Genomic DNA, 26,780 nt, shown 5'->3' on the forward strand with positions numbered 1-26,780 from the left:
CAAATTATTAAATTTGTTTGTAAATCACTAATTTTCAATGGATAACTAAACATTAATCAATTTAGAAATCGCTTTAAATTTGCCTTTCCAGGATAAAAGAAACATTGATAAGCTCAAAATCATCGGGGTTATCACTTCTGTACCGTTTCAAGGACATTCTTATCTCCCTATCGGGTTCAGATCTTAAAAGTTTTACAATATCCGGCAACTCCCAGAAATCGGCCGGTATACTGTTGATACTCACTATTTCATCACCTGCACGAACCCCTGCCAAATAAGCTGGAGAGTCTTCCCGAACGCTGTTGGCTACATACCTCAAATCATCTGTGGGCAACCTCCTGGGCATAATTCCACTCATATCGTATTCAAAAGGAACATTGAACTTTTGGCCCTTTTTAAACAAGAGCCTTTCTCTTCTGTAGTCCAGGATAATTTTGGTTTTGCCCCACATTTCTGACCCTATACTACCCTGTCTCCCGCTTTCCTTGATCACGTAGCTGAACTCGGTTTCTTCAGGGAAAGAGGTAATGACATCCTTAAACTTCAAGCCTCCTAAACGTGCTGACCTGACTCTACCAATATAACCAGACAAGTCTCCGCCTAAAGATCTACCCAGATCTGATTTAATGAACTTTGGAGGAAGTTGAATTGCATCACTAGTCTCCATATTTAAAAGTAAGCCGTGGTTGGCCCCCAAATCAATCAAAAGCTTGGCATCTAAATCCTGCCCTGAAATTTGTCTGACAAAACCATTGATATAGGGCTTACCATTTTCAATCCTCATTGGGATTTTTCTATATCCGAAAGGCCTCCATTTTAAAGCTTCTGTTTCATAAAAAGTAATGATGTTTTTATCATAGTCTATTTTGACTGGGTTGTATTTAAAAAACTCATGTCCCAAAACCCCAAAAACAGGGATTCCGATTACGGCTTCCAATTCAAAGAAATCTGAATCCAGCACCAATACTGTTTGAGAAATGCCCTCCAATGGTCCAAGGTCTAGATGATTGGTCGGGGATACATTTGCAGTCAGGACAGTCTGTCCATCTGCACCCATCAGGTTGAGCTTCCGGGTATATTGCATTTCAAGCTCATCTCCTAAAGTCTTACTGAAGAGAATATTTGTTTTGACACCGGTATCAAGCAAAAAGTTTACTGGAGGACCATCATTGATGGATACAGGGAGTATTATCAGATTATTAGACGCCAAAAAAGGAAGCTCAGTTTTCCTTGCTTCTTTTTTAGCATAGAATCCGGGGATTTGTCCAAAAGAGAAATTCAGAAACAGAACATGCAATAAAAAACCGTACAAGATTGATTTTAAAATCATGCAAGTCGGGAGATTTTGGGTTTTGGATGAATATAAGCAATTTTTCAACTACTTATCTATACTAAAAAAATGAAGTTGTTGTTAGGCAGATAAGCGAAAAATTTAAATTTCAGGCTTTTATCTATATAATTGGACTATGGAGGCGGTTATTTTTGATAAAATCTAAAAAATCCTGCATCTTTAATTTTTATAATTTATGAGCATGGCCGAGAAATCAGTTGTAGAAAAAGCAAAAAAGATTTTTGAAAACTTTCTTAACCGTCAGGGAAGCAGAAAGACACCTGAAAGGTTTTCTGTGATTGACGAGTTGTATGGTTTGCCACAGGATGAGCATATTGACGTAGAAGGATTGTTTCTTCTGATGCGAAACAAGGGCTATACTATCAGCCGGGCAACTATTTACAATACCTTGGATTTATTGGTAGAATGTGGGTTGGCTGTGAAGCATCAGTTCAAAGATAAAGTTGCGCTGTACGAGCAGGCACTCACCTACAAGCACCATGATCACCACGTCTGCAATCAATGCAGGAAAATCCGTGAGTTTTCGGATGACAGGCTTTCCTTGATCAAAGAAGCAATGGGCAGGGAATTTCAGTCAGCCATCAGTAGCCACTCTCTAGTGCTCTATGGAGATTGTCAGATTGAAAATTGCGAAAACCTGAGAATCATTTAAGCCTGAAAATTTTCTTATAGATAGGTTTTCTGTATAAAAACTGTAGATACAGTGCCGGATAGAGTAGAGCCGTCATGAGTGCATTGGGGCCTTCATATTCTATTTCATCACGAATTTCTGATCCTTGACCCTTCTTTATAATGCGGTGTTTGTGTTTCCATTTGCCAAGAAAAAATGGTAATTCTATTCCTTCATCAATAAAGTAAAACTCAGAGGCATCTGTAGCATCATCAGTTATTTCACTTGTCCATTTCTGTTTGAAAAAAATAAAGTTTAGCTCAAGACTGACCAAATCTCCTTTGGTAGACCCATCAAATTTCAAAAGCTTTACCGGAGGAAATGGAGGGCTTAGCTTTTTGAAAAGGCTTTCATTAAATCCTTCTTTTACCTGAAGATAATCTTGGGCTACTTTTGTACTGATAGTTATTTCCATGTTGTCTAAAAGATCGGGATATGGAAAATGTTTGAAAAAAGCCCCGCAAATTACGGGGCTTTTTAAATTAGTTTAATCTTTTGAAGTATTTAAAAAACTCCGAATCCGAAGAAAGGATAATGCTGGTATTATCATCCAATGACTTTTCAAAGCTTTCCATAGACCTGACAAATTTGTATAAATCTACAGCTTGTCTGTTTCTGTTATAAGCAGAAGCATAGATATCTGTGGCCTCAGCATCAGCCCGGCCTTTGATTTCTTCAGCTTCACGGAAGGCTTCAGATTGGATCTGAGCAAGATCTCGTTCTTTATCCCCTTCTATCTTTCTGGCCTCTCCCTGTCCTTCAGAGCGGAATTGATCAGCAATTCTGTTTCTTTCACTGATCATTCTATCGAATACTCTGTCCCGAACTTCGTCTACATAGTTCATTCTCTTAAATCTAAAGTCCAGAATTCTTACACCTAGATCGGAGGTTCTTTCATTGGCCTTTTCAAGTACAATTTTTTCAATATTTGCCCTTCCCACAGAGATATCTTCCAGAATTTCTATTTCCTCCATGAAGTCTTCTGTGATTTCAGGATCTCTGTTTCTGGATCTTACCAAGTCCAATAAGTCGTGGCTTGCCACGGCATTTCTGGTCTCTCCATCCAAGATATCATCCAACCTGGATTGTGCAGACCTTTCATCTCTGAGTCGGATAAAAAACTGAAGCGGATTTGTGATCTCCCACCTCGCGTAGGTATCTACGAAGATGAATTTTTTGTCCTTGGTAGGAACCTGATTCTGATCTCCATCCCATTCCAGATATCTTTTGTCAAAAAACTGGACTTTATGAAGAAAGGGGACTTTGAAATTCAGCCCCGGTTCTGTTCTGGGTTCTCCTACAGGTCTACCAAACTGCGTTACAATCGCCTGCTGGGTTTCACTAAGAATATAAATGCTGCTGTAGGCCAATAAGGCCAACAGTCCGGCAAGAATCAGTAATAATGTTCTTGAGGTTTTCATGGCGTATTAGTGGTTTTAGCTTTGTCAATATTTAAAAGCGGCAGCACATTGTTGCCTTTATCGTCTACGATAATCTTGTTTCCAATTTTTGGAAGTACCCTTTCCATGGTCTCCAAATAAAGCCTTTGCTTGGTAACCTCTGGGGCTTTGACATAAGCTTCAAAGAGATTATTGAACCTGGTGGCCTCACCCTGCGCCCGGTTGACCCTGTTCAGTGCATAAGCCTCAGCCAACTGAATAGTTTCCAAGGCTTCTCCTCTTGCTCTTGGAATTACCCTGTTGTATTCCGCTTCAGCTTGGTTGATCAAAGTCTCCCGCTCCTGCTGGGCTTCGTTTACTGCGTTGAAAGAGGGTTTGACTGGTTCAGGTGGATTGACATCCTGCAAGACGACCTGGTCTATACGGATACCATTTTCATATTCGTCACACATTTCCTGGAGCAATATCTCCACACTGGAAGCAATCTCTTGACGGCCTACAGTCAAGACTTCATTGACTGTTCTATCACCCACGATTTTTCGCATTGCTGCCTCGGACATGTCTCTTAGGGTTTTTTCGGCATTTCTTACCCGAAAAAGATACCTATATGAATCTACGATTCTATACTGTACCACCCACTCTACATCCGAAAGGTTGAGGTCTCCTGTAAGCATCATGGATTCATCTCCAAAACTGCTTTTTACATACTCTGACTGCTGCCCCGCACTTCTTGTTCTGAATCCAAACTCCTGCTTGAGCTGCCTTTGAACTGGGATCTTGTACATATTTTCTATCCCGTAAGGAAGAATAAAATTCAACCCTGGAAGAACTGTACGGTTATACTTTCCCAGTTGTACTACAACTCCTTCTTCTTCCGGTCCTACTGTTTTGGTGCTGGTAACCGCAGCCGCCAAAAGTAAAAACCCTACCACTATCCTGAGAGCATATTTTTTTACCCAATCAGGATCAATGTTGATTTCATACCTGTTATCTGACATTTTTAAATTTATTTGTGAATTTCAAAATTGGCCTTTCGACATCAAAAGGTAAGGACAAAAATCATAAAGAGCACCAACCAAATCAAATCCATGAAATACCAGTACTTGGTGAAAAGCTGTATCCTCATCCTTTCAAATGGATTGGTAAGCATGACAATTTCCTGAATTTCATCCTTCTCTTTTTTGGAATATTGCAGGGTCATGATCACGGCAAATATCATTGCTCCGCAAAGATGAAACAAGTGTATCCCACTCAAAACATACAAAAAACTACCACTTGGCAATCCTCTAAAGTCTACACCCATTGCCGTCAGTTCCTGCCAGCCAATGAGCTGTAAAATAGAAAAGGCAACTCCCAGCCAAAATGTTAACATCAGTGCTTTTTTCAATTCCCTGATGGACTCTTTTTTATAAAAACTGATCATCTTGGACACTGTATAGCCTGATACAAGTATTACGAAGGTGCTGAGAATAAAGGATTTTGGCATTCTAAAGCCAACCGCCTCCATATTGTCAGTACCTGAAGCCAAAAAAGCGATTGTCATAAATAAAAATATCAACCCACTTCCAAACATGCCCAAATACATCAGGGTTTGATATGGATGCATGTTCTCAATTCTTTGAAACCAAGTTTCGTCTGTTTTTTCCATTTTTTCTCCTCCGTATACTGTAAACATTCCAAGCCGTACTAGGTTCAGGTTTTTGTACACTATTTGGTAATACAGGGCTAGGGGAATAAACAGAATCATTTTCCTAACTTTACGCCTTCAAAAAAAGAACCTCAAGCATATTTTGGAAAAATCCGCCTTCCTATCTTTATACGAATCTGATCCATTTGTTCAAACGCTCTTGGACAAGATCCAATCTTCTAAATCCAACAACTTCCAATTTAAGGGTATTTCAGGAAGTTTAGACCTCATACTTTTCTCTATCATTTTTAGAAGATTAGGAGGGTTTCATCTGATCATTGCTCATGACAAGGAGGAGGCAGCATACCTCAACAATGACTTGCAGGAGCTCTTGGGTAATCAATCCTCAAATATTTTTCCTTCGAGTTATAAACGACCTTATCAATACGAAGAAATAGAAAATGCAAACGTTTTGATGAGGGCTGAGATTCTGAATAAAATACTAAGCAAAGAAAAGGATTCTGAAATCGTTGTTACTTACGCCGAGGCCTTATATGAAAAGGTAATCAATAAAAGAGCCTTGAAAGAAAATACCCTCAAGGCCAGAGTGGGAGAAAAAGTTGACCTTGAATTTATAGCTGAACTTTTGGCAACCTATGACTTCGAAAAAACAGACTTTGTTTACGAGCCAGGACAATTTTCCATCAGAGGGGGGATTGTTGATATTTTCTCTTATGCCAATGACCTCCCTTTTAGGTTGGAACTATTCGGAAAGGAAATAGAAAGTATCAGGACTTTTGACCCGGAGACCCAGCTATCCATCGAGCCAATCGATCAGATCAGTATTATTCCAAATGTACAGACCAAGTTTCTTCAGGAAGTAAGACAGTCTTTCTTGGACTTTTTGCCGGAATATACCTACATCTGGTACAAAGATTATCAGTTTTCTTTGGACACCTTAGACGAGCATTTCCAAAAAGCAGAGCAATCTTTTCAGCAAATTGTGGAAACCAACTCGAGTGGAAAACTCATGCTGAAGCCCGAAGATCTTTTTGATAATTCGGAATCATTTCTTAAAAGCACAGCAAGTTTTTCCAAAATAGAATTTGGTCATAAATTCTATTTTCAGGATGCTGAGCTCTTTCAGTTTGACTCGCAGCCCCAGCCGTCTTTCAACAAGAACTTTGAGCTCCTTGTCGAAAACCTTGTCAGCAATGAAAGAGAAGGCTGGCTCAATGTTATCTGTTCAGAATCCGATAAGCAGATCAATAGACTGGCCAATATTTTTCAGGAACTTGACCCTACACTTCAGGTTCAATCCCTTCAAATCGGTCTGAGGGAAGGGTTTGTCGATAAAAATTTACAATTGGCATGTTATACAGACCATCAGATATTCGAAAGGTATCATAGGTATAAAACCAAAAACAAGGCCAGCAAATCCAAAGCACTTACCCTTCGAGAACTCAAAACACTCAATCCGGGGGATTTTGTGGTCCATGTAGATTACGGGGTTGGCCGGTTTGCAGGCTTGGAAAAAGTCGATGTCAGTGGAAAGCTTCAGGAAGCAGTCAGGTTGATATTTAGAGATGACGATTTGCTCTATGTCAATATTCACTCTATCCACAAAATATCGAAGTATTCAGGGCAAGAGGGTACTATGCCCACCATGTCCAAGCTGGGATCGCCGGAATGGGAAAACAAAAAGAAAAAGGTAAAAGGCAAAGTCAAGGATATTGCCAAAGAGCTGATTGCCCTTTATGCAAAAAGAAGGAACGCTAATGGTTTCAGGTTTTCGGAAGATTCCGTGCTTCAGGTTGAGCTTGAGAGCTCGTTTGTTTTTGAAGATACTCCGGATCAGGCATTGGCTACCGCTGATGTCAAATCTGATATGGAAAAGCCTTATCCCATGGATAGGCTTGTTTGTGGAGACGTGGGTTTTGGCAAAACCGAAGTGGCTATTCGCGCCGCCTTTAAGGCTGTCAACGACAGAAAACAAGTGGCTATCTTGGTGCCCACTACCATCCTGGCCATGCAGCATTTTCAGACTTTGAAAGAAAGGCTGCAGGACTTCCCGGTAAAAGTGGAGTACATCAACCGATTCAGAACATCCAAAGAAATCAAGGAAATTGCTTCACAGGTAAATACTGGAGAAATAGACATTCTTGTAGGCACCCATAGAATCGTCAACAAAGACATCAAATTCAAAGATCTGGGACTCTTGGTCATTGATGAAGAACAGAAGTTTGGTGTGAAAGTAAAAGATCAGCTGAAGGAAATGAAAGTCAATGTGGATGTATTGACACTTACCGCTACCCCTATTCCTAGGACCCTGCATTTTTCCCTAATGGGTGCCAGGGACTTATCAGTGATTGCGACCCCTCCCCCTAACAGGCAGCCTGTGACTACTGAAATCCATACTTTTCAGGAGGAAGTGATCCGTGATGCCATAGCTTATGAACTGAGGCGTGGAGGTCAGGTCTTTTTTGTTCACAATAGAGTTGGTGAAATTGACTCTATTGCCAACCTGATCATGAAATTGGTCCCTGATGCAAGGGTAGCTGGTGCACATGGACAAATGGATGGCAAAAAGCTGGAAAAAATAATGGTCAGGTTTATAGAAGGTGAGTATGATGTCCTTGTTTCTACCAATATCATTGAGTCCGGATTGGATATTCCCAATGCCAACACCATTATCATCAATAGGGCACACATGTTTGGGCTTAGCGACTTGCATCAGATGAGAGGACGGGTCGGAAGAAGCAACAAAAAGGCATTCTGTTACCTATTGACAACCCCGACCACGGGATTGACTCCGGAAGCAAGAAAAAGGCTTCAGACATTGGAGGAATTTTCGGATTTGGGCGACGGCTTTAAGGTGGCCATGAGGGACTTGGATATCAGAGGGGCCGGAAACTTGCTGGGAGCAGAACAGAGCGGCTTTATCACCGATTTGGGATTTGAGATGTATCACAAGATACTCGATGAGGCTGTTCAGGAGTTGAAGGAAAATGAATTTGCAGCATTATTTGAAGATGACCTCAAAGAGAAAGTGGAAATTCTGGTGCAGGATTGTGTGATAGAAACAGACTTCGAGTTGCTGATACCTGAGACTTACGTATCCAATATTTCAGAAAGACTTAACCTCTACTCCAAACTGGATAATGTCAAGACCGAAGATGGGCTGCAGCCTTTTATCAAATCCATCAAAGACAGGTTTGGTCCAATTCCAGAGGTTGTGGATGATTTATTTGAAACTGTCCGCTTGAGGTGGCTGGCAGAAAGCCTTGGTTTTGAAAAACTTGCTCTGAAAAATGAGCTGATGAAATGCTATTTTGTTCCTTCATCGAAAGAAAGTTATTACAAGTCAGATACTTTTGGCAGAATCATTCGTTTTGTACAAACCCAACCCAGAAGTTGCAAAATGAAAGAATATAAGAATCGTTTGATTCTCAACATATCAGGAGTGAAAAGTATCCAAAAGGCAAAAAAATGGCTGGAAGAGATGAAAAAAGAGTAAAAATTTCAAAAAATTTAATGGCAGGATAATTGCTTTTGAGGGGGAGATATTTGTTATATCCTCCAAAATATGGCCGTTTTCGGCTATTTGTAGCTTTTGGCTACAAAAAAAATTCTTTGGGATAAGATATTAATGATTATATATTAGCGTTCTAATTGTGCACAAAAAACAGTATTGTCAAATGGTTTTTCGAAAAAGTAATTTAGGAATGATAGCAGCAATGTTGCTGATTGTTGGCGGAGCCATCCTTTCTTCCTGTAACAAACAACCCGGCTATGGCCGAAGAACCGCAAATAAGCCTGGAAAGGCCAGCGCCTCCACCGGTGCTGATTTCAGTAAAGACATCAATGACAGCTCCAAATTTTTTGTAGCTAAATTTGCCGAACAAAAAATCGGTCCGAGGTTGAAATTCATTCAAGGCGGTAGGACAGTTTTAGGCTCTCAGGAGCAGGATGTTATGGCATTTAGAGATAATGTAGAGAGAACAGTGACTGTCGCTTCTTTTTACATGGATGAAACTGAAGTTACCAATGTGGATTACCGAGAGTTTTTGTTCTACATGGGTAAAAACGTTAGTGCCGACTCCATCCAAAAGTTGGAGCCTAGGGAGAATGTTTGGGCGGGAGCAATGAACTATAATGACCTTTACGATACTTATTATTTCAGATTTCCTGGGTTCAATTTTTACCCTGTAGCAGGAGTTTCCTGGACTCAGGCCAATACTTATGCCAAGTGGAGAACTGAATTTGTATCCAATATCATCAGAGAACAAAATAATGTAGATTCTACCCTCAACAAAAGACAGTTGATTGAGAGAGGAGTGGCTATTGCAGAATACCGATTGCCAAACGAAGGTGAGTGGGAATATGCTGCGAAAGCGATGATAGGTACACAGTATATGGATGAGAACCAGGAAAACGGAAGAATTTATCCTTGGGATGGAAGAGGCGTGAGAAATCCATACAACATCAAAAGAAAAGGCAGACAAGGTGATTTCCTTGCCAACTTCAAAAGAGGTAGAGGTGATTATGCCGGTATCGCAGGTAGCAAAGTAAATGATGGAGAAATCCTTCCTACAAACGTATATGACATGCCACCAAATGACTTCGGTCTGTACCATATGGCAGGAAATGTCAATGAGTGGGTTGGTGACGTTTACCGACCACTTTCTTTCCAGGATTTTGATGATCTCAACCCATTGAGAAAAGATGGTATCTACGATGAAGAAGAGAATTATACTACCATGTTGATTACCGATGAGTTTAGGGTTTACAAAGGAGGTTCTTGGAGAGATATGGCTTACTGGTTGACTCCAGGAGCAAGGAGATTTGCTCATCAGGATTCTGCAACCAACCATATCGGATTCAGATGTGCGATGATCTCTATCGGAGCAAAAGGAAAATAATTGATACAGAAATTGTAATTAAAAGGAAGCTCAAAAGGCTTCCTTTTTTTGTTTTATATTCAAAGATTTTATGCTCTAGTTGGCGTTTTTCAACACGCCCTAAATGGTGGTATAAACCTATGATTTCAAGCCAATATCTATTAGTATCGGATTGATCTAGGCCCTTATTTAAGTTGGTTAGTGATCTAATTGCGGATACACATATTAGATTATATAAGGATATCAAGTTTTATTCAAGCCAAAAAAATTTTTAAACCAAAAAGATAAAAAAGGCTTTAAACTAAATAACATCTTGTATTTTCAAACTTGTAATAAAAATTAAAACCCATGAATAATATCTTTAGAACAGGCTCTTATATAGCCCTTTTTTGGTTTTTGGTGATTGGCGAAGCATTCGCTCAAGAGCCATTAAGCTATCAAAAACCTCCTCAGGAAATTGCTGAGCTGGTTGATGCTCCTCTGACCCCTTTGGTTAACTTCAGCCGGTCTGGCGAATTTATGCTTTTATTAGAAAGGCCGGGAAACCCTTCAATTGAGGAATTAGCACAGCCTGAAATGAGACTGGCAGGTATCCGTATCAATCCTGCTACAAATGGTCCAAGCAGGTCTTACACCATCAATAATGTGAAGATCAAAAATACAAGAACAGGTGAAGAAACAGCCATAAAAGGTTTACCCGAAAACGCCAGATTGGGAAGCTTTTCACTGTCCAAGGACGAGAACTATGTGGCCATGACCCACACCAGCAATACAGGAATTAGCCTATGGGTAGTGAATCTGCAAAGTGCGGAAGCCAAAAAGCTTACAGATGAAATCGTGAATGGGGTTTATGGAAGTGATATTTCTTGGACTGCTGACAATCAGATTATTTTTAAAGGAATCAACCCGGAAAGAGGAGTCATGCCTGAAGCTCCTTTAGCACCTGTAGGTCCAACGGTCCAGGAAACCTCTGGAAACGCGGCTCCTTCAAGAACCTACCAGGACCTTTTGACCAACCCTCATGATGAAGCGCTTTTTGCTTTCTTCATGGATTCTCAAGTCATGCGGACTGATTTAAATGGTCAGCTGACAGCACTGGGTAATAGCGGACTGATCAAGTCTATCAGCGCATCTCCAGATGACCAATATATCATGGTAGACCTTTTGCAGAAACCTTTCTCTTACCTTGTGCCTGCTTCCCGTTTTCCATACCATGTTGAAGTATGGGATAAAGCAGGAAATATGGTTAAAACCATTGCAGAAATTCCTTTGGATGAAGTAAGGCCAACGGGCTTTGATGCTACAGTGACTGGTCCAAGATCCATCAGCTGGAGGGCAGACAAACCTTCAACCTTATACTGGGTAGAAGCCCAAGATGGAGGTGATCCAAAAGTGGAAATGGAAGAAAGAGAAATTGTCTACATGCAGGATGCTCCTTTCGAAGGTCAACCAACCAAACTTGCAAGCTTGGGCTACAGGTACCGAGGTATTTATTGGTCTGATGATAATTTTGCTTTATTAAATGAAGGTTGGTTTGCCAGCCGTCAGCAAAAAGTTTCCCGAATCAACCCTTCCAAACCAGGAGAAGCAGGTAAAGTAATCATCGAAAGGTCCTCTGATGATATTTACAATGATCCCGGATCACCGGTTTTTACAAGCAACCAATATGGAAGAAATGTGATTTTGAGGAAGGGAGATGAGGTTTTTATGACCTCTGAAGGCGGTTCCCCTGAAGGAAGCATGCCATACCTTTCAGCTTTCAACACCAAATCCAATTCAGAAAGAATCCTGTGGAGGTCCCAGGCCCCTTATTATGAAAGAGTGGCCAAAGTGCTGAATGCAGATGCCACGGAGTTTGTAACTCTAAAGGAGAGTACAGACATGCAACCCAATTATTGGCTGGTCAATACCAGAAGAAGAATTGCCCCAATGCAAGTTACGGATTTTGAAAACCCTTATGAGTCCATTAAGGGTGTAAAAAAGGAATTGGTCAAGTACAAAAGAAATGATGGACTCGACCTTTCAGCTACTGTCTACACCCCTGAAGGATATAATCCTGAGACAGATGGTCCTTTGCCTGTTTTGATGTGGGCTTATCCAAGAGAGTATAAGTCAGCAGCTGTAGCTGCTCAGGTAAGAGGATCAAAATATACTTTTACCAGATTGAGTTGGGGCTCTCCTATCTTTTGGGTGACTCAAGGCTATGCAATTATGGATCAGACTGAGATGCCAATCGTGGGAGAAGGCGAGGAAGAGCCCAATGATTTCTTCGTAGAACAATTAGTAGCCAACGCGGAAGCAGCCATTGATTTTATCGTGGATTCCAAGATAGGTGACAGGAACAAAATTGCTGTTGGTGGACATTCCTATGGTGCTTTTATGACAGCTAATCTACTTTCACACTCTGACCTGTTTGCTGCGGGTATCGCTAGAAGCGGAGCCTATAACAGAACTTTGACACCTTTTGGCTTCCAATATGAGCAAAGAACCTATTGGGAAGCTCCTGATGTGTACAATACCATGTCTCCCTTTATGAACGCCAATAAAGTAAAAACACCAATCTTACTGATTCATGGGGAAGCAGATAATAATTCAGGTACATTCCCAATTCAGTCCGAGCGTTATTACAATGCCCTTAAAGGTCACGGAGCCACCACACGTTTGGTGTTTTTACCACACGAGAGTCATGGCTATTCTGCCAAGGAATCTATACTTCATACTTTATATGAGCAACATGAATGGTTGGAGAAGTATGTCAAGAACAGGGAATAGTATCAAAAAAGCAAAAATTCATACAAAGGGCATGGAGGTTTCCATGCTTTTTGTTTTTCCAGTATTTTAGAAATCACCTTAAGAAAAGCTGCTTTTTTCCTGTTTCGTAGATCATTCGAATAATTCAAAAGCAAGATGTCAAAAAAAATTTTTTAACAATAAATATCAGATTTCCAATAGAATAACCTTTCCATTCTTCAGGCGCCAATATTAAGTTTTTTGGAAAAGACAACTTTTAAATTAAAACCATAGTAACATAGAGTATGAAAGCATTAAAATGTCGTCCTTCTGAACTTAGTGAAGAATTTCTATTACAAAGTCTTCAAATTTTCTAGGTTACCATTGACAGATGTGGAGGGGTCGTCACCCTGAGTGATGCGAAGGATCTCTTGATAAAAAAGTTAGGAGATTCTTCGTTCGGACCATTGACATACATTGGGGGCGGCACGTCACCCTGAGTGATGCGAAGGATCTCTTGATAAAAAAGTTAGGAGATTCTTCGTTCGGACCATTGACATACATTGGGGGCGGCACGTCACCCTGAGTGAAACGAAGGGTCTCTTTGACTTGAGTGCAGGAGATTCTTCGTTCGTTCCTCACTCAGAATGACGGGTTTGCAGATGTCATTCCCTTTCTGTAAATGCAAAATTTTAAAATCTCGGGATGACACTTGGGAATTTCTGTAAATACTAAATGATCTATCTATGAAAAAGCTCCTATTGATACTTCCGGCCCTCTTACTCTTGGCTTCTTGCGCCACAGTAAATATCAATTCTCATCAGTTGACCAACAGCCCCAAAAAGTATGATTCGCTTTTGGTGGTCATGACAACCGCAGAAGACCTCTTCTATGAATGGAATGAAGAGAATTATCAATATGTGTTTTTTGGGAAGTTCAATGACCTGGACAATGATGCCATTAGAAAAAGCATGTCAAACAGCCTTAGAAGGCAATTTCACCCGAACAAACTCCTCTTTGTCAATGATTTTTTTCCAATTCACAAGCCGATTCCTTTTGAGGAGTTTAACAGCACTCTCCAAAAGCTAAATTTTGATGCTATCCTATTGGTTCATACCAGAGCCCAATGGTTGCAGGAAGATATTTCGGATGGGGATATGATTTATAGACCGAATACTGACAAACATGTTTTTTTGATCGATGGACAGTCATTTGATACTGTATGGATGGGTAAAGTGAGGGGATATGGTTCTCCGCTCAATGATTTTCAGGATTTATACAATAGATTTTCTAAAAATCTCGCCATGGACTTACACCAAAAGGGCTTTATCGAAAAAGCCTTCCCCATGTTTTAATCTTAGGAAAAAAGATCTGTACACCCTACCTATCTATTCGGTGGATTTAAAGGTTGCGTTCAGTTTGAAGGCAACCTTACCACCAAAACCCAATCCAATGACAGTAGTGGATGAAAATTAAATGTGATTCTACGCTACTTTGCCAGTAACATCAAATTTTATTTTTTTAAATTAGATTAGGACAAAATGAAAACTTTGTTCGTAGGGGTTTTATGAAACAGTTTTTATTGACCACTAAATTTTACCATTATGAAAAAATTGATTGTTAATTTTTGGCTTATCCCTGTCTTCTTAATCGCGCTTGTATTTTCAGCCTGCGACCCTAGAGCAGATGAATCTCCGACTGATTTTCGGATTACTTCTCCTGAATTTGAAAACGGTTTTTTAGTCATTCAAAGGGCTGCAGAAGGGCCAACGGTGTTTCAGATTGAAACAAATCATCCAGTAGAGTTTTCAAACAGATATAATGAGGATAATTTCCAAGTGGATCCATCAGGAGAAATTACCCTCACACCGCCTCAAACCACCAATGATATTTTTTGGGTGGAGGTTGTTATATCTGATAGTGAAAAGAAAATATTACCTGTAGTATTTGCCAATAGACCTGAGCAATATAAAAATGTGATCAATTCCTTGGTAAATTTTCAAAATCATAATGATGAGCTCGTTTTGTTCTTCAGGCACATGATTGCTGATGTTGGAGCGGACATGGAAGATTCGGAAGTGGAAGACTGGTGGAAGTCCTGTGAGTCCAGCGATGCAAGGCAATTGAGTGAAAGTGGAAAGAATCAGGCAAAATTGATTGGCAATACTTTCAAAAAATTGAATATCCCTGTTGGAGAGGCCATCAGCAGCGAAATGTGCCGGGCATTTCAGTCTCTAGAATACATGGAATTGGGCATGCCTATCCAAAAATATGGGCTTATCAACCATGCTTCTTGCAACAACTTGGAGAATATTTTTCCCGAAGTCATGGACTTGGTACCTGATTATATGAATCCTGAAGAGATTTTGTTGGTGGCGGGCCACTCCAACTTGCTGATGGGTAACCCTTTTGAGGGTCAGTTTTCATTCTTTCGAATGGGTGATGGGTTTTTATTGAAGAAAGGTAATCAAGGAGAACTGGAATTGTTGGGAGGTGTTCCGTTCGACATTTGGCGCTCAATACTGTATTCTGATTTCCTTTAATAGAAAACCTGGCACAGCTTCCCAGTTTGTATTTGGGTAAATCAAATGCAGTTCTCTTAATTATGGAGTATATACTAAAAAGGCACAAAGATGATTGGATCTTTGTGCCTTTTCTTTATCACTTTAAATCCATCTTCAGCACGTAACTGTCCGCTGTCAAAAAGAAGGTCTTTTCGTCTGTAGAAAAAGCACAATTGGAGGTGGCTTCTCCAGTATGAATTCTGGCTAAGGCCTCTCCTTCTGGGCTGAAAACCCAGACTCCTCCGGGACCTGTGGCAAAGATCACACCCGAGGTATGTACTTTCATACCATCAGGCAAGCCCTTGTATCCATCCCGACCTACTTTGTCAGTGGCATCAAAAAACAGATTTCTACTGCTGAGGTTTCCATCCATATCCACCTCATACACATACCACACGGCCAGATCAGGGTCGGAATTTGCCACATACAGCAAGCTCTGATCCGGACTGAAGGCCAGTCCATTGGGTCTTGTAAGCCGGTCAAGAAGTTGCAGTTCACCCGAATTTCTCAGTACATACAAACCCTGAAAATCCAGCTCCTTGGCAGGATCGTCCATGTTTTTTTCCAACCCATAAGGCGGGTCACTGAAATACATTCTTCCCATGGCGTCATATACCACATCATTGGGGCTATTGAGCCGTTTTCCCTCATACCGGTCTGCCAATGTCACAAATGAAGCTTTGGGCTCATCCAAGGGACTGTCCATATAGGCCATCCTACGGTCCCCATGTTGGCACATGACCAAGCGTCCCTCGGGTGAGAATACCAACCCATTGGCACCCACTTCACCTCCCCGATCGGTATCCCCGGTATATCCGGATGGTTTGAGATAAAGGCTTTTGTTTCCTAGCATGTCCACTTTGAAAATGGAGTTTTGGGGAATGTCTGTGTATAGCAATGCTTGTTCCGCTTCCCACCACAGGGGCCCTTCAGTCCAGTCATGCCCATCAGCCAGAATGACCAAAGGCGTTTCAGGATCAATCAGGTCCAAGGCCCGGTCATCAAAGATTTCTATAAAGGCATTTTCTTTGGTAGGAGTAGAAGTACAAGACATAAGAAAGGTCAAAGTGATGGTGATACAAAATGAAAATTTATGCATACCTAAATGGATAAGGTTAAAGTATCAACTAAATTAAATATTATTGTGTGGAATGCCTGCATTTTAATGCTGTTTTGGTTCAAAAAAGCAGGCAGGCTTGATCTGATCAAATATTTTGACGGAGCTGGACTAAATAATATACCGCCTCAATTTACAAAATGTAAATTACATTTTGTAAATTACATTTTGTAAATTAAACTCACTTTCTCCATGCAGCCTATCAGTCCATTTCCTACCACTGGCTATTTTGGCCCTGAATATTTCTGTGACCGGGAAGAGGAAACACGGAGTGTTCTCTCCATGCTAAAAGGTGGGGAATCTTGCCTGCTTTTGGGAATTCGAAGACTGGGAAAAACAGCTCTGGTCCATCATATTTTGGGAAAATTGCCCGGGGGTTGGCAAGGTATATATCTGGATATATTGCACACAGAAAACGAAAAGGATTTTTTGAACGCCCTTGCCTCAGGACTGTTACAATCCATACCCGAGAAAAGTGCATTGGGAAAGAAGGTATGGGATTTCATCAAATCTCTTCGACCTACCTTGAGTTTCGACCCCCTATCCGGAATACCCCAAGTAGGGCTTGAGGTCAAAGATTCCCCGAGACAAGTAAGAAACATTGTGGAGTTTTTGGGACAACAAAACACCACCCTTGTTATCGCCATAGATGAGTTCCAACAAATCGGGAATTATCCGGAACAGAATACAGATGCATGGCTGAGAGGATTGGTACAGTCTCTGCCCAACCTTCGGTTTATTTTTGCCGGAAGTCAACAGCATATTCTCAGCGGCATGTTTTCCGACCCGGGAAGACCATTTTTCAAAAGTGCAAGCCCTCTGAAAATCGGGAAAATCGACCAACAGCAGTATGCGGATTTTATTCAGGACAAATTTACCGAAGCAGGCAAAAACCTTAGTCCCTCCATTGTCGGCCAAATGCTGGAATGGACCATGTGCCATACCTATTATGTACAGTTACTTTGCAATAGGGTGTTCTTAAGTGGTGAAAAAAACATAGAAGAATCACTTTGGCGTAGGGAGGCATCCAAAATCCTTCAAGAGCAGGAACCCTTTTTTTTCCATTACAGAAGTCTATTGACCCATCAACAATGGAAACTACTCAAAGCTATAGCCAAAGACAAAGAAGTATTGGAACCCACCTCCAAAGCATTTGTTTCACACCATGAACTAGGCAGTCCGGCTACAGTTTTAAGATCTTTAGAAGCTCTTCAAGTCAAAGAATTGATCTTTAAAGAATACAGACAGGATGGAAAAGAGTTTTATGGCGTCTATGATGTGCTTTTCCAAAGGTGGATGGACAGGCAGCTTTAACCCAACAAATTTCAAATCCGCTTAAATTCCTTTACTCAAACAACGCCAACATACTCTCCTTATCCAAGGCCCCTAGGAAGCTGTCACCCTCAGAAATGACTTCTTTGGCCAATTTACTTTTGGCTTGCTGCAGCTGCATGATTTTTTCCTCCACAGTATCTTTACAGATCATCCTGTAGGCGATGACATGTTTTTCCTGCCCCATACGGTAGCAGCGGTCTATTGCCTGATTTTCCACAGCAGGATTCCACCAAGGATCCAATACATACACATAATCCGCAGCAGTAAGATTTAGACCGGTTCCCCCGGCTTTGAGGCTGATCAAAAACACCCTTTTCTTCTCATCCTGCTGAAATTGCTGCACCACATTTTCACGTTCTTTCAGGGAAGTCTTCCCGTCGAGATAGGCATATTCTATCAGGTTGTCCTCCAGTTTTTCCTGCACCAATCCCAGCATTTTTACAAATTGACTGAATACCAAAATCTTGTGTTTCCCGGTTTTCTCCAGGATATGTTCCAGCAGCATTTCAATTTTCACCGATTCATTGGCAGCTTCAGTATGCTGTACCAAGTTGGTAGCATCACAGGCAAGCCGGAGCTTGGTCAGGCCTTCCAGCACATACATTTTGGAGTTTTCGGCTCCCTCCTCCTCAAATTTCTTTAGGAGGTAGTCCCGGTATTCATTTCTATATGCATCATAAATCTTCCTTTGGGCAGGCTTCATCACACAATACAGGTATTCCTCTGTTTTGTCCGGGAGCTCGGTCAGTACCTCTTCCTTCGTCCTTCTCAGCACGAAAGGCTTGATTTTGTGCTGCAATTCACTGAGAATTTCCCTATCACCGTTTTTGAGCGGCTTGAGGTAATTGTCCTTGAAACTTTTGAAAGACAGGAAAAATCCGGGATTGACAAAGTTCATCTGTGCGAAAAGCTCAGCCAGGCTGTTTTCTATAGGTGTTCCTGTCATAGCCATCTTTACCTTTCCTTTTAACTTGGTAATGGATTTGTACCGCTGTGATTGGGTGTTTTTGATCGCTTGGGATTCATCCGCAATGATGGCTTCAAAATGTATCTGCTGCAAGAGTGGCAGGTCATTGATGACCAGGCCATAGCTTGTCAGGATCACCTGATGTCGGCTGAGCTCTTCCAAAGAGTCTGACCTATTGCCATGATGGACAAAATAACCCAGGTGGGGGGCAAATTTTTCCAGTTCATTTCTCCAGTTGAACAAAAGTGTGGTCGGGGCGACTACCAGTACCTGTGCTTTTTTATTCTGCTCAATGAGCTTACAGATCAGGGCAATCATCTGAAGGGTCTTGCCCAATCCCATATCATCTGCGAGGATTCCTCCCCATTGATATTCCTGTAGGAAATTGAGCCAGTTTAGGCCTGTATGCTGGTAATTTCTAAGCTCGGCTTTCAGCTTTTTAGGTATTTTGGCGGTTTTGATTTGGGTAAATTCCGCCAGCTTGGCCTTTTTTTCCTCCAATTCACGGATGACTTCGGGGAAGCTTTGGGCCTCTTCAAATTCGTCCAACACATGGAAAAGGGTCTTGGGGACTTTCAGCCCTTCTTTCTCGGCTTCTCCGGATCGGAACAGCTTGCTGAATTTTTTGACCCATTCCTGTGGCAATACCCCGATACTTCCATCTGCCAATTCTACAAATTCCTGATCTCTGTCCAGGGCCTTTTTGATATCCTTCAACTTGACTTTCTGATCCCCAAAAGCCACTTTGGCACTGACTTCAAACCAGTCCTGCGTGGAGCCAAACTCCATGGATATGGCAGGAGGGAAGGGGTTGTACTTTTTGATTTTGATTTTTTCCAGTCCAAAGACCCGCACCTGTTCCGATTTGAGTTTTTCAAAAGCTTTGAAAAACCAAAGGTCCTTCATAAAACTGTCCTGATTCAGGTAAAAAAGTCCCTGACTTCCGGCATTTTTGAAATTGGGGTGGAGCTTCCTTAAAAAGTCTACGTATTCATCTTCGTAATCTTCATCCCGCAGGTATATGGCTTTGTTGTCTGCATCGATGATGGTACTTTGTTCCAATGGGTTGGAAAAAGCAGATTCGGCATACTTCACCTGCGGGCGCAGCAGGATAAGGCCATTCAGTTCAGAAATGTACAATTGCCTTTGAAGCGGTCCCGGGTTTTCGGATTCTTTGAGGGTCCCGGTTTTATCCGTGATTTCTATAAAAGAGGCCATAGGCAGTAGAATATGTTTGAAGTATTGCTCAAATTCCTTATCCAACACTTGGATAAAGCTGCTCTTCATTTGAAAGGCAAGTAATTTTAATAGGCGCTCGCTATCAAAAAGCAACAAAGCCTGATTTTTGTACACGGCAAAAGCCTGGGTAAAAATGATCTGATCTTGCATTTCAGCCAAATCATATTTTTTATCCCCAAATTCAATGATGGTCCTGATATTGTATATGATACCTTCTTTATCTATCAACAATTGGGCATTGGCTTTGAATGCCTCCAAGGGCTTATCAAAGTGAGCCTTGCGGATTTTCTGTGTTTCATACTGAAAGCCCTTAAACACAAAAAGGGGATATTCTTTGGCTGCCGTATAAAATTCCCTGAACTGATCAAAAGGATTCATGCTGGATTTGTTGAGCAATGACTTTTGGAACCTGTCCCTAAGAAATAAAATGCGCTCAAGATCCTGATTTCTTTTTAAGCGGATGTCATGAGGATCATCCAGCCGCTCAAACTTGACGGAGAAAGCCTCCGGATCCTTTTTGGAACCTTTGGCCATAAAAGGTATGATTTCAGTAAAGCTACCCCATTGGTTATAGCAAAAGGCAAAAGCAACATTGTAAGTCCCTATGTCCACTTCCTTGGTGTCTTGTAAGGATCCCATGCCAAGGCTTTTTATCTTCGCTTGGTTTAGGTAATGTGTAAAATTACTTTTGTATTGGTCCAGGTTGACCAAGCCATTCAACTCGCCCGAAGTGATCATAATAATCCTTTGGTCATGCAGGACAAAATCCATGGCACTGAGCGGGTCTTTCAGCTGCTCTTTCAGGCCCATATCCTCCAATTCTATCAAAATCAGATTTACCCTTTGTTCTTTGGTAAGCAGGCCCAATTCCCTTTTGTCCTTTCCTTCAAATCTTGTTTTAAGCCACTTGAGGCCAGCCCTTACCAGGTGGGGTCTTTTAATGCTGCCATTGATGGTGACCTGTCCCTCATCGTAGGTGACAGACAGCTCATCCATGAATGAATAGCCTGAGACATAATAGATGATGCCGTTTTCCAGGAATTTGACGCTCTTCAATTCTGCATCGTAATAGTTGATATTAGGATCATCGGGGATAAGCTCATGAAACTTATCCAAGTCCTCCAAAGAACAAGGAATGCTTATGGGGAAAGCAGTGATTTTAAGGCTTTTTTGATCTTTGGGCTCATCAGAAAGGATTTTTTTGAAATCACTTTTCTTGTTGTGCAGGATAAAATACAGTGCAGCTGCTACATGCTTGCATTCAAGTTCCTGTTCGAAGTAAATGCATCCGCAGCGATAATCCTCTTCCTCATCATAATCGCTAAAAAAATCAGGCTCGGGTGAAAGGCTGAGGTCGATCTGCACTTGATAATCCTCTTCGATATTTCCTTTTACCTGAAAATGCAGATTTTGAGTTTCCGGATCAAAGTACCTGTATCTGACCCCTCCGGACTGGTAAAGCATATAGCCTTTTTGCTTTACTGTCTTTTTTATGTAATACAAAAAAGTCTCTGCGTTGTTGAGTTCTGATTTGGATAAAGGCATAATTGAGGTTTTTCAAAAATAGGAAGTGTTATGAAGAAAGTAAAAGGTGGAAGTGATGTATTTTTCTTAAAATTGTCTAGTTGAAAAAATTCATGTTCGATAAAACCCTTTCACTTATCAAAACCCTCATAGTCTACTTGTTGCGAAGGCCTATACTCTATTTTGCCAAAAAGGTATCCTCTGCCCCAAGAAAGGAAGAGGTCTTTGCCAAGCTGAGTGAAATGTATAAGGACATCATCAGTAATCCTGACTCCAAATATGGAGCGCTCTACAAGAAAGATTTTCAGGACAATAATTTCATCATCTTCAGTGATCATCACAAGGGAAACAGAGGGAGCAGGGATGAATTTAGGACTGCTGAAAAAAATTACCTCGCCGCACTGGATTTCTACGATCAGTTAAAAGCCAATTATATCAACCTGGGTGACTCTGAGGAGTTCTGGAAATTCAATATTTTTTCTCTCCTCCATCACAACAAAAAGACATTTAAATCCGAAAGCCGGTTTGCCAAGCGGAAGTCCTTTTATAAAATCTACGGCAACCATGACCTCTTTTGGAAATTGGATCCCTTTGCTCCTTTATATCTCAAGCAGGCATTTGGGCAGTCTGTCAATATATATGGTGGGATTGTCGTTCGTGTGGCTTATGGAGATGGGCAGCACCTAGATCTCTTCTGCACCCATGGACATCAGGGCGACCGGAGAAGTGACGGTAATTGGTTTTCTGCCTGGTTTGTAGCCTATATCTGGGGGCCTTTGCAGGGTTTTTTGGGTATCAATATCAATACTCCGGCTTTGGTCAATGCCGAAAAAACGCTCCACAACCGCCTCATGTACGAATGGAGTCAGCAACAGGAAAATGTGGTCTTGATCACCGGGCATACCCACCAACCTATTTTTCATACTTACAGTCATATTCAGTATCTCAGAGCTCAATTGCTGGAAGCGGAAGAAATTGCAGACTTCAAAGCCGTCGAGGACCTGAAAGAGAGAATAGCCCGACACCCCAGTCAGTGTGATGAAGTGCACCCTTCCCTTCCCAAGTACAAACCCACCTACTTCAATGCAGGTTGCTGCTGCTACAATGATGGAAGTATTACAGGAATAGAAATCAAAAACGGTTATATCCGTTTGATCAAATGGGCTGAAAAAGACCAAGGTCCGGAAAGGGAAATTTTAGAAGAACTGGCCTTGGAGGAGTTGAAACAAATGTTTTTTGGTTAGAGCCCTAAGCTAACCTCAATGACACTTCCCTTTGTTTCCCACTACTTCAAAGCGAATTTTGCTCAAAAATAAAGAAGTGTATCCGGATCCTTGGAGGTTAAATCTCAACACCAAACATGCCACCAAACCGCTTACCACAAATTAGGCGACTTTTTGAACCAATTGATATAGATTAATAGAAGTGTACTATAAGTCTTACCAAAATCAACAATCTATGAGATACGCTACAAAACATTTTTCTTGGCTCATGACCTTAATACTTTGTGGGCTAAGCACTTTGTTGTTTGCCCAGAGAAGAGAAAGCACTGCCCCTGCTGCTGTAGATGAACTGTTTTCCGAGACAACTTTTCGCGGACTGAAGCTCCGTGGCATCGGGCCGGCCTTCATGTCAGGGAGAATAGCAGATGTGGCTATTGATCCAACCAACGAAAGCACTTGGTATGTCGCCGTCGGCTCCGGAGGCGTTTGGAAAACCACCAATGCAGGGGTGACTTTTACCCCGATCTTTGATGAACAGGGCTCATACTCAATTGGCTGTGTAACCATTGATCCGTCGGATCCAATGGTCATTTGGGTAGGTACGGGAGAAGAAGGTGGAGGACGTCACTTTGGATTTGGTGACGGCATTTATCGCTCAGAAGATGGCGGCACCACATGGGAAAAACGTGGCTTACCAGATTCCGAGCACATTGGGAAAATCATCGTCCATCCGGACAACAGCGATGTGATATTTGTGGCGGCTCAAGGTCCCTTGTGGAGTGCAGGTGGCGAAAGAGGCTTTTACAAAAGTACCGATGCTGGCAAAAACTGGAAAAGAACCCTAGGTGACGATCAGTTTACAGGTGTAGGGGATATCGCCATAGACCCAAGAAATCCGGACAGAATCTACGCGGTCACCTGGCAGCGGCAGCGGACAGTTGCGGCCATGATGGACGGAGGAGTCAAAAACGGTATTTTCAGAAGTGAAGATGGTGGAGAAACATGGACACAATTGACCAATGGTCTTCCCTCCGGTAAAATGGGAAAAATAGGGCTGACCATCTCTCCGCAGCAACCGGATGTGGTCTACGCTGCTATAGAACTTGACCGAAGGACGGGTGGCACCTGGCGGTCTGCTGATCGGGGCATGAATTGGGAGAAAACATCGGATGTGGTGGCCAGTGCCACAGGTCCACATTACTACATGGAGCTGTTTGCCTCTCCTCATCAATTTGACCTGATCTATATGATGGATGCCAGCATGAAATACTCTTCAGATGGAGGGAAAAACTGGCATATTGTCAACAGAGAGCATATCCACGGCGATTTCCATGGCATGGCTTTCAAGAAAAGCGACCCCAACTATGTGATGGTGGCGACCGACGGCGGTCTTTATGAAAGCTTTGACCTCACCAAAAATTGGCGCTATATGCCCAATTTACCCGTCACGCAGTACTACAAAGTTTCTCTTGATGATGCCGAGCCATTTTACAATATCTACGCCGGGACTCAGGATAATGGAACACACGGAGGCCCTTCCCGCACGGACAATGTGCAGGGAATCCAAAATTATGACTGGAAACTTGTGCTCAACTGGGACGGTCATGCTACCGCCACTGAGCCGGGCAATCCCGATATAGTCTATGCCGAACGCCAACAGGGCACACTCAGCAGATTGGACATGTCTACCGGGGAAGTAGTGGATATTCAGCCGCAGGCCGGTGAAGATGATCCCCATGAGCGGTACAACTGGGATGCCCCCATTCACGTGAGTCCGCATTCTCCCAGCCGCTTGTATTTTGCATCCTACCGTGTTTGGAAATCCAACAACCGTGGCGATAGCTGGGAGGCAATCAGTGATGACCTTACCCGGGGTGAAGATCGCCTGAGTCTACCGATTATGGGGGCCACACAAAGCTGGGACTCCCCATGGGATGTTTTTGCCATGTCCAATTACGGAACCATTACAAGTTTGTCCGAGTCGCCTTTGGTAGAAGGACTTATCTACGCAGGTACAGACGATGGGCTGCTTCAGGTCACAGAAGATGACGGCAAAAGCTGGCGTGCTGTAGAAGTGAGCAGTATGGGAGTTCCTGAAAGGGCCTTTATCAATGACATTAAAGCAGATTTACATGATCCCAATACAGTATATGTTTCTTTGGACAATCACAAATACGGCGACTACCGTCCTTTCGTAGTAAAAAGTACAGACCGTGGACGTACCTGGAAAATGATCAAAGGAAACCTACCGGACAAGCTGATGGTTTGGCGATTGGTACAGGATCATGTAAAACCTGAACTGCTCTTTATCGCTACTGAGTATGGCCTGTATTTTAGCATCAATGGTGGCGGACAGTGGACCAAGCTTGAAGGAGGCGTTCCTACGATCTCTTTCCGTGATTTGGCAATCCAAAAGAGAGAAAATGATCTGGTGGGCGCATCCTTTGGCCGGGGATTTTTCATATTCGATGATTACAGTGTCCTAAGAGAAGTCAGCACTGCTTCCCTTCAAAAAGAAGGCTCACTTTATTCTACCCGTAAAGCCTGGTGGTATATTCCCCGCTCACATTTGAATTTCGACAGCCAAAAAGGCTCGCAGGGTTCTTCCTATTATGTAGCACCAAACCCTGACTTTGGTGCGGTTTTTACCTACCACCTGAAAGATGGTCTGCAAACCAAAGCAGAAATAAGACAAGCTGCAGAAAAACCCCTTACAGCAGCAGAGCGTGATGTGCCGATGCCAAGTTGGGAGGAAAGAGCGGCAGAAGAGATTCAGGAAAAGCCCGGAATTTTCATCCTGGTGCAAGATGCTTCAGGAAATGTAATCAGGCGTGTAGAGGGCCCATCGAAAAAGGGCTTTCACCGGATATCATGGGACTTGCGGTATCCCGCACCACAGGCTTTGACCATCAGTGGAGGGCAATCCTTTGACAAGGGACTGATGGTCGCCCCCGGAACTTACACAGCTACCCTCTACAAAAGTGAAGATGGCGTCACCACAGCTTTGGATGATCCGATCACCTTTGAAGTTGAGCGAATGTATAAGGGAGCACTGGAAGGAGCTCCGGAAAATGAGGTGGCGGCTTTTTGGCGTTCGTATGAAGCAGCAGCAAAAGATGCCTCAGCCCTTGACATCAATATAGACCGAAGTATAAAAACAGTGGATGCCATGCGCAAGGCCTTGCAGCATTCTTCGGCCAAGCCAGGCACTTTAGATGCGAAACTCCATGACTTGCGAACCGAACTCTACAACTTACACATGGAGGTCTATGGCAATCCGGCCAAACTACAGGTCGGTGAAAAAACCCCGCCTACCATTGGCGAGCGGCTTTTCGCAGTCAACCGTGGTATTTCTACTTCTCTCTACGGGCCTACCGAGACTTCCAAGCAAACCCTGCAAATTGCCAATAAGCAAATCCAAAGAGCAACAGAAGAGCTGAAAAAGCTCAATCAGTCGCTGGCAGATATGGCATCAGAAATGAAAAATGCAGGTGCCCCTTATATCGAAGGTATGAAGTGGCCTAATGAATAATTTTATTTGGCTGATAAGGAAAAATGGCCTCTCAGGTATGAGGGGCTATTTTTTTCTTAAATTCACTTTCATCAAATCCATGCCCAAAAAGTCTAAGCCCTCTATAGCAAAACCCTATTCTGAACCGAAAATCAAGGTGCCCAGATTTTCGGAGGATGCAGGGTTTTATACTACCAAGAAGCGCTCTTTCAACATGTCCAGGATCAAGGGCAAAGACACCAAACCCGAAAAACTCCTTAAAAAAGCCCTTTGGCATGCGGGCATACGCTACAAGAGCAACAAGCAAAAGCTCCCCGGGAAACCGGACATCAGCCTGATCAAATACAGGCTGGTGATTTTCGTGGACGGTTCCTTCTGGCACGGTCACGATTGGGAAAACAGAAAGGAAACCATCAAATCCAACCGCGACTTCTGGATTCCCAAGATCGAACGCAATATGCAACGAGACCGTGAGATAAATCGCTATTACCAGTCCAAAGGCTGGACCGTGCTGAGGTTCTGGGATTTTGAGGTCAAGAAGGAATTGGGGATGTGTGTGAAGAGGGTGGTGGATCATTTAAATTGATCTTTTCGTATTCTCGGGACAGTTTCCCTGAGGCT

At 42.3% G+C, this 26,780-nt stretch carries 17 protein-coding genes; 10 read left to right on the forward strand and 7 right to left on the reverse strand.

The features are described from left to right. Nucleotides 1-73 precede the first annotated feature (73 nt). Nucleotides 74-1,330 (reverse strand): aspartyl protease family protein, encoded by a 1,257-nt coding sequence (locus tag A33Q_RS12315; protein ID WP_009036132.1) that lies wholly within the window; start codon nt 1,328-1,330, stop codon nt 74-76. 202 nt (nt 1,331-1,532) lie between these two features. Here A33Q_RS12315 and A33Q_RS12320 point away from each other — a divergent pair, with 202 nt between their 5' ends. Next, nucleotides 1,533-2,003: a Fur family transcriptional regulator gene (locus tag A33Q_RS12320; protein WP_040490422.1), complete on the forward strand. Its 471-nt coding sequence runs from the start codon at nt 1,533-1,535 to the stop codon at nt 2,001-2,003. On the opposite strand, the gene A33Q_RS12325 is transcribed toward A33Q_RS12320, so the two are convergent. The 4 genes from A33Q_RS12325 to A33Q_RS12340 form a co-directional block, all read right to left on the reverse strand. Continuing rightward, a complete protein-coding gene (locus A33Q_RS12325; protein ID WP_009036130.1) occupies nt 1,996-2,436 on the reverse strand; it encodes an SRPBCC family protein in 441 nt (146 codons plus the stop codon). The two genes, A33Q_RS12320 and A33Q_RS12325, sit on opposite strands and share 8 nt — an antisense overlap. Before the next feature lie 67 nt (nt 2,437-2,503). Continuing rightward, a complete protein-coding gene (gene hflC, locus A33Q_RS12330) occupies nt 2,504-3,442 on the reverse strand; it encodes a protease modulator HflC (protein WP_009036129.1) in 939 nt (312 codons plus the stop codon). Then, on the reverse strand, nt 3,439-4,419 hold the full coding sequence (gene hflK / locus A33Q_RS12335) for an FtsH protease activity modulator HflK (RefSeq protein WP_009036128.1): 981 nt from the start codon (nt 4,417-4,419) through the stop codon (nt 3,439-3,441). The genes hflC and hflK overlap by 4 nt, the downstream gene beginning before the upstream one ends. Nucleotides 4,420-4,460: 41 nt before the next feature. Further along, the gene (locus A33Q_RS12340) at nt 4,461-5,069 is read right to left on the reverse strand and encodes a cytochrome c oxidase subunit 3 (protein WP_040490442.1); all 609 of its coding nucleotides are present in this window, start codon (nt 5,067-5,069) and stop codon (nt 4,461-4,463) included. Between the two features lie 142 nt (nt 5,070-5,211). Here A33Q_RS12340 and mfd point away from each other — a divergent pair, with 142 nt between their 5' ends. The 5 genes from mfd (at nt 5,212) to A33Q_RS12365 (ending at nt 15,222) form a co-directional block, all read left to right on the forward strand. Continuing rightward, on the forward strand, nt 5,212-8,565 hold the full coding sequence (gene mfd, locus A33Q_RS12345; RefSeq protein ID WP_009036126.1) for a transcription-repair coupling factor: 3,354 nt from the start codon (nt 5,212-5,214) through the stop codon (nt 8,563-8,565). Between the two features lie 181 nt (nt 8,566-8,746). Beyond that, nucleotides 8,747-9,970, forward strand: coding sequence for a gliding motility lipoprotein GldJ (gene gldJ / locus A33Q_RS12350; protein ID WP_009036125.1), 1,224 nt, complete (start codon nt 8,747-8,749; stop codon nt 9,968-9,970). Between the two features lie 327 nt (nt 9,971-10,297). Continuing rightward, nucleotides 10,298-12,721 carry an alpha/beta hydrolase family protein gene (locus A33Q_RS12355; RefSeq protein WP_009036124.1) on the forward strand — a complete coding sequence of 808 codons (2,424 nt, stop codon included), beginning with the start codon at nt 10,298-10,300 and terminating at the stop codon, nt 12,719-12,721. A 704-nt stretch (nt 12,722-13,425) separates the two neighbouring features. After that, nucleotides 13,426-14,034 (forward strand): hypothetical protein, encoded by a 609-nt coding sequence (locus A33Q_RS12360; protein WP_009036123.1) that lies wholly within the window; start codon nt 13,426-13,428, stop codon nt 14,032-14,034. Nucleotides 14,035-14,283: 249 nt separating this feature from the next. Next, nucleotides 14,284-15,222 carry a histidine phosphatase family protein gene (locus A33Q_RS12365; protein ID WP_009036122.1) on the forward strand — a complete coding sequence of 313 codons (939 nt, stop codon included), beginning with the start codon at nt 14,284-14,286 and terminating at the stop codon, nt 15,220-15,222. Between the two features lie 118 nt (nt 15,223-15,340). On the opposite strand, the gene A33Q_RS12370 is transcribed toward A33Q_RS12365, so the two are convergent. Beyond that, a complete protein-coding gene (locus tag A33Q_RS12370) occupies nt 15,341-16,342 on the reverse strand; it encodes an SMP-30/gluconolactonase/LRE family protein (protein ID WP_009036121.1) in 1,002 nt (333 codons plus the stop codon). Nucleotides 16,343-16,552: 210 nt separating this feature from the next. On the opposite strand from A33Q_RS12370, the gene A33Q_RS12380 reads away from it, so the two are divergent. Further along, complete coding sequence (locus A33Q_RS12380) at nt 16,553-17,674, forward strand: AAA family ATPase (RefSeq protein ID WP_009036119.1); 1,122 nt, start codon at nt 16,553-16,555, stop codon at nt 17,672-17,674. A 31-nt stretch (nt 17,675-17,705) separates the two neighbouring features. Here A33Q_RS12380 and A33Q_RS12385 read toward each other — a convergent pair whose 3' ends face one another. Beyond that, nucleotides 17,706-21,446 (reverse strand): DEAD/DEAH box helicase, encoded by a 3,741-nt coding sequence (locus A33Q_RS12385; protein WP_009036118.1) that lies wholly within the window; start codon nt 21,444-21,446, stop codon nt 17,706-17,708. Between the two features lie 92 nt (nt 21,447-21,538). Between A33Q_RS12385 and A33Q_RS12390 the strand changes: the two genes are divergently transcribed. The 3 genes from A33Q_RS12390 (at nt 21,539) to A33Q_RS12400 (ending at nt 26,745) form a co-directional block, all read left to right on the forward strand. Continuing rightward, entirely contained in the window at nt 21,539-22,669 is a 1,131-nt protein-coding gene (locus A33Q_RS12390) for a metallophosphoesterase (protein WP_009036117.1), read from the forward strand. A 214-nt stretch (nt 22,670-22,883) separates the two neighbouring features. Then, nucleotides 22,884-26,180 carry a VPS10 domain-containing protein gene (locus tag A33Q_RS12395; RefSeq protein ID WP_040490424.1) on the forward strand — a complete coding sequence of 1,099 codons (3,297 nt, stop codon included), beginning with the start codon at nt 22,884-22,886 and terminating at the stop codon, nt 26,178-26,180. Between the two features lie 79 nt (nt 26,181-26,259). Then, nucleotides 26,260-26,745, forward strand: coding sequence for a very short patch repair endonuclease (locus tag A33Q_RS12400; protein WP_051394852.1), 486 nt, complete (start codon nt 26,260-26,262; stop codon nt 26,743-26,745). Nucleotides 26,746-26,780: the final 35 nt, after the last annotated feature.

Source organism: Indibacter alkaliphilus LW1, assembly GCF_000295935.2.
Taxonomy (GTDB): domain Bacteria; phylum Bacteroidota; class Bacteroidia; order Cytophagales; family Cyclobacteriaceae; genus Indibacter; species Indibacter alkaliphilus.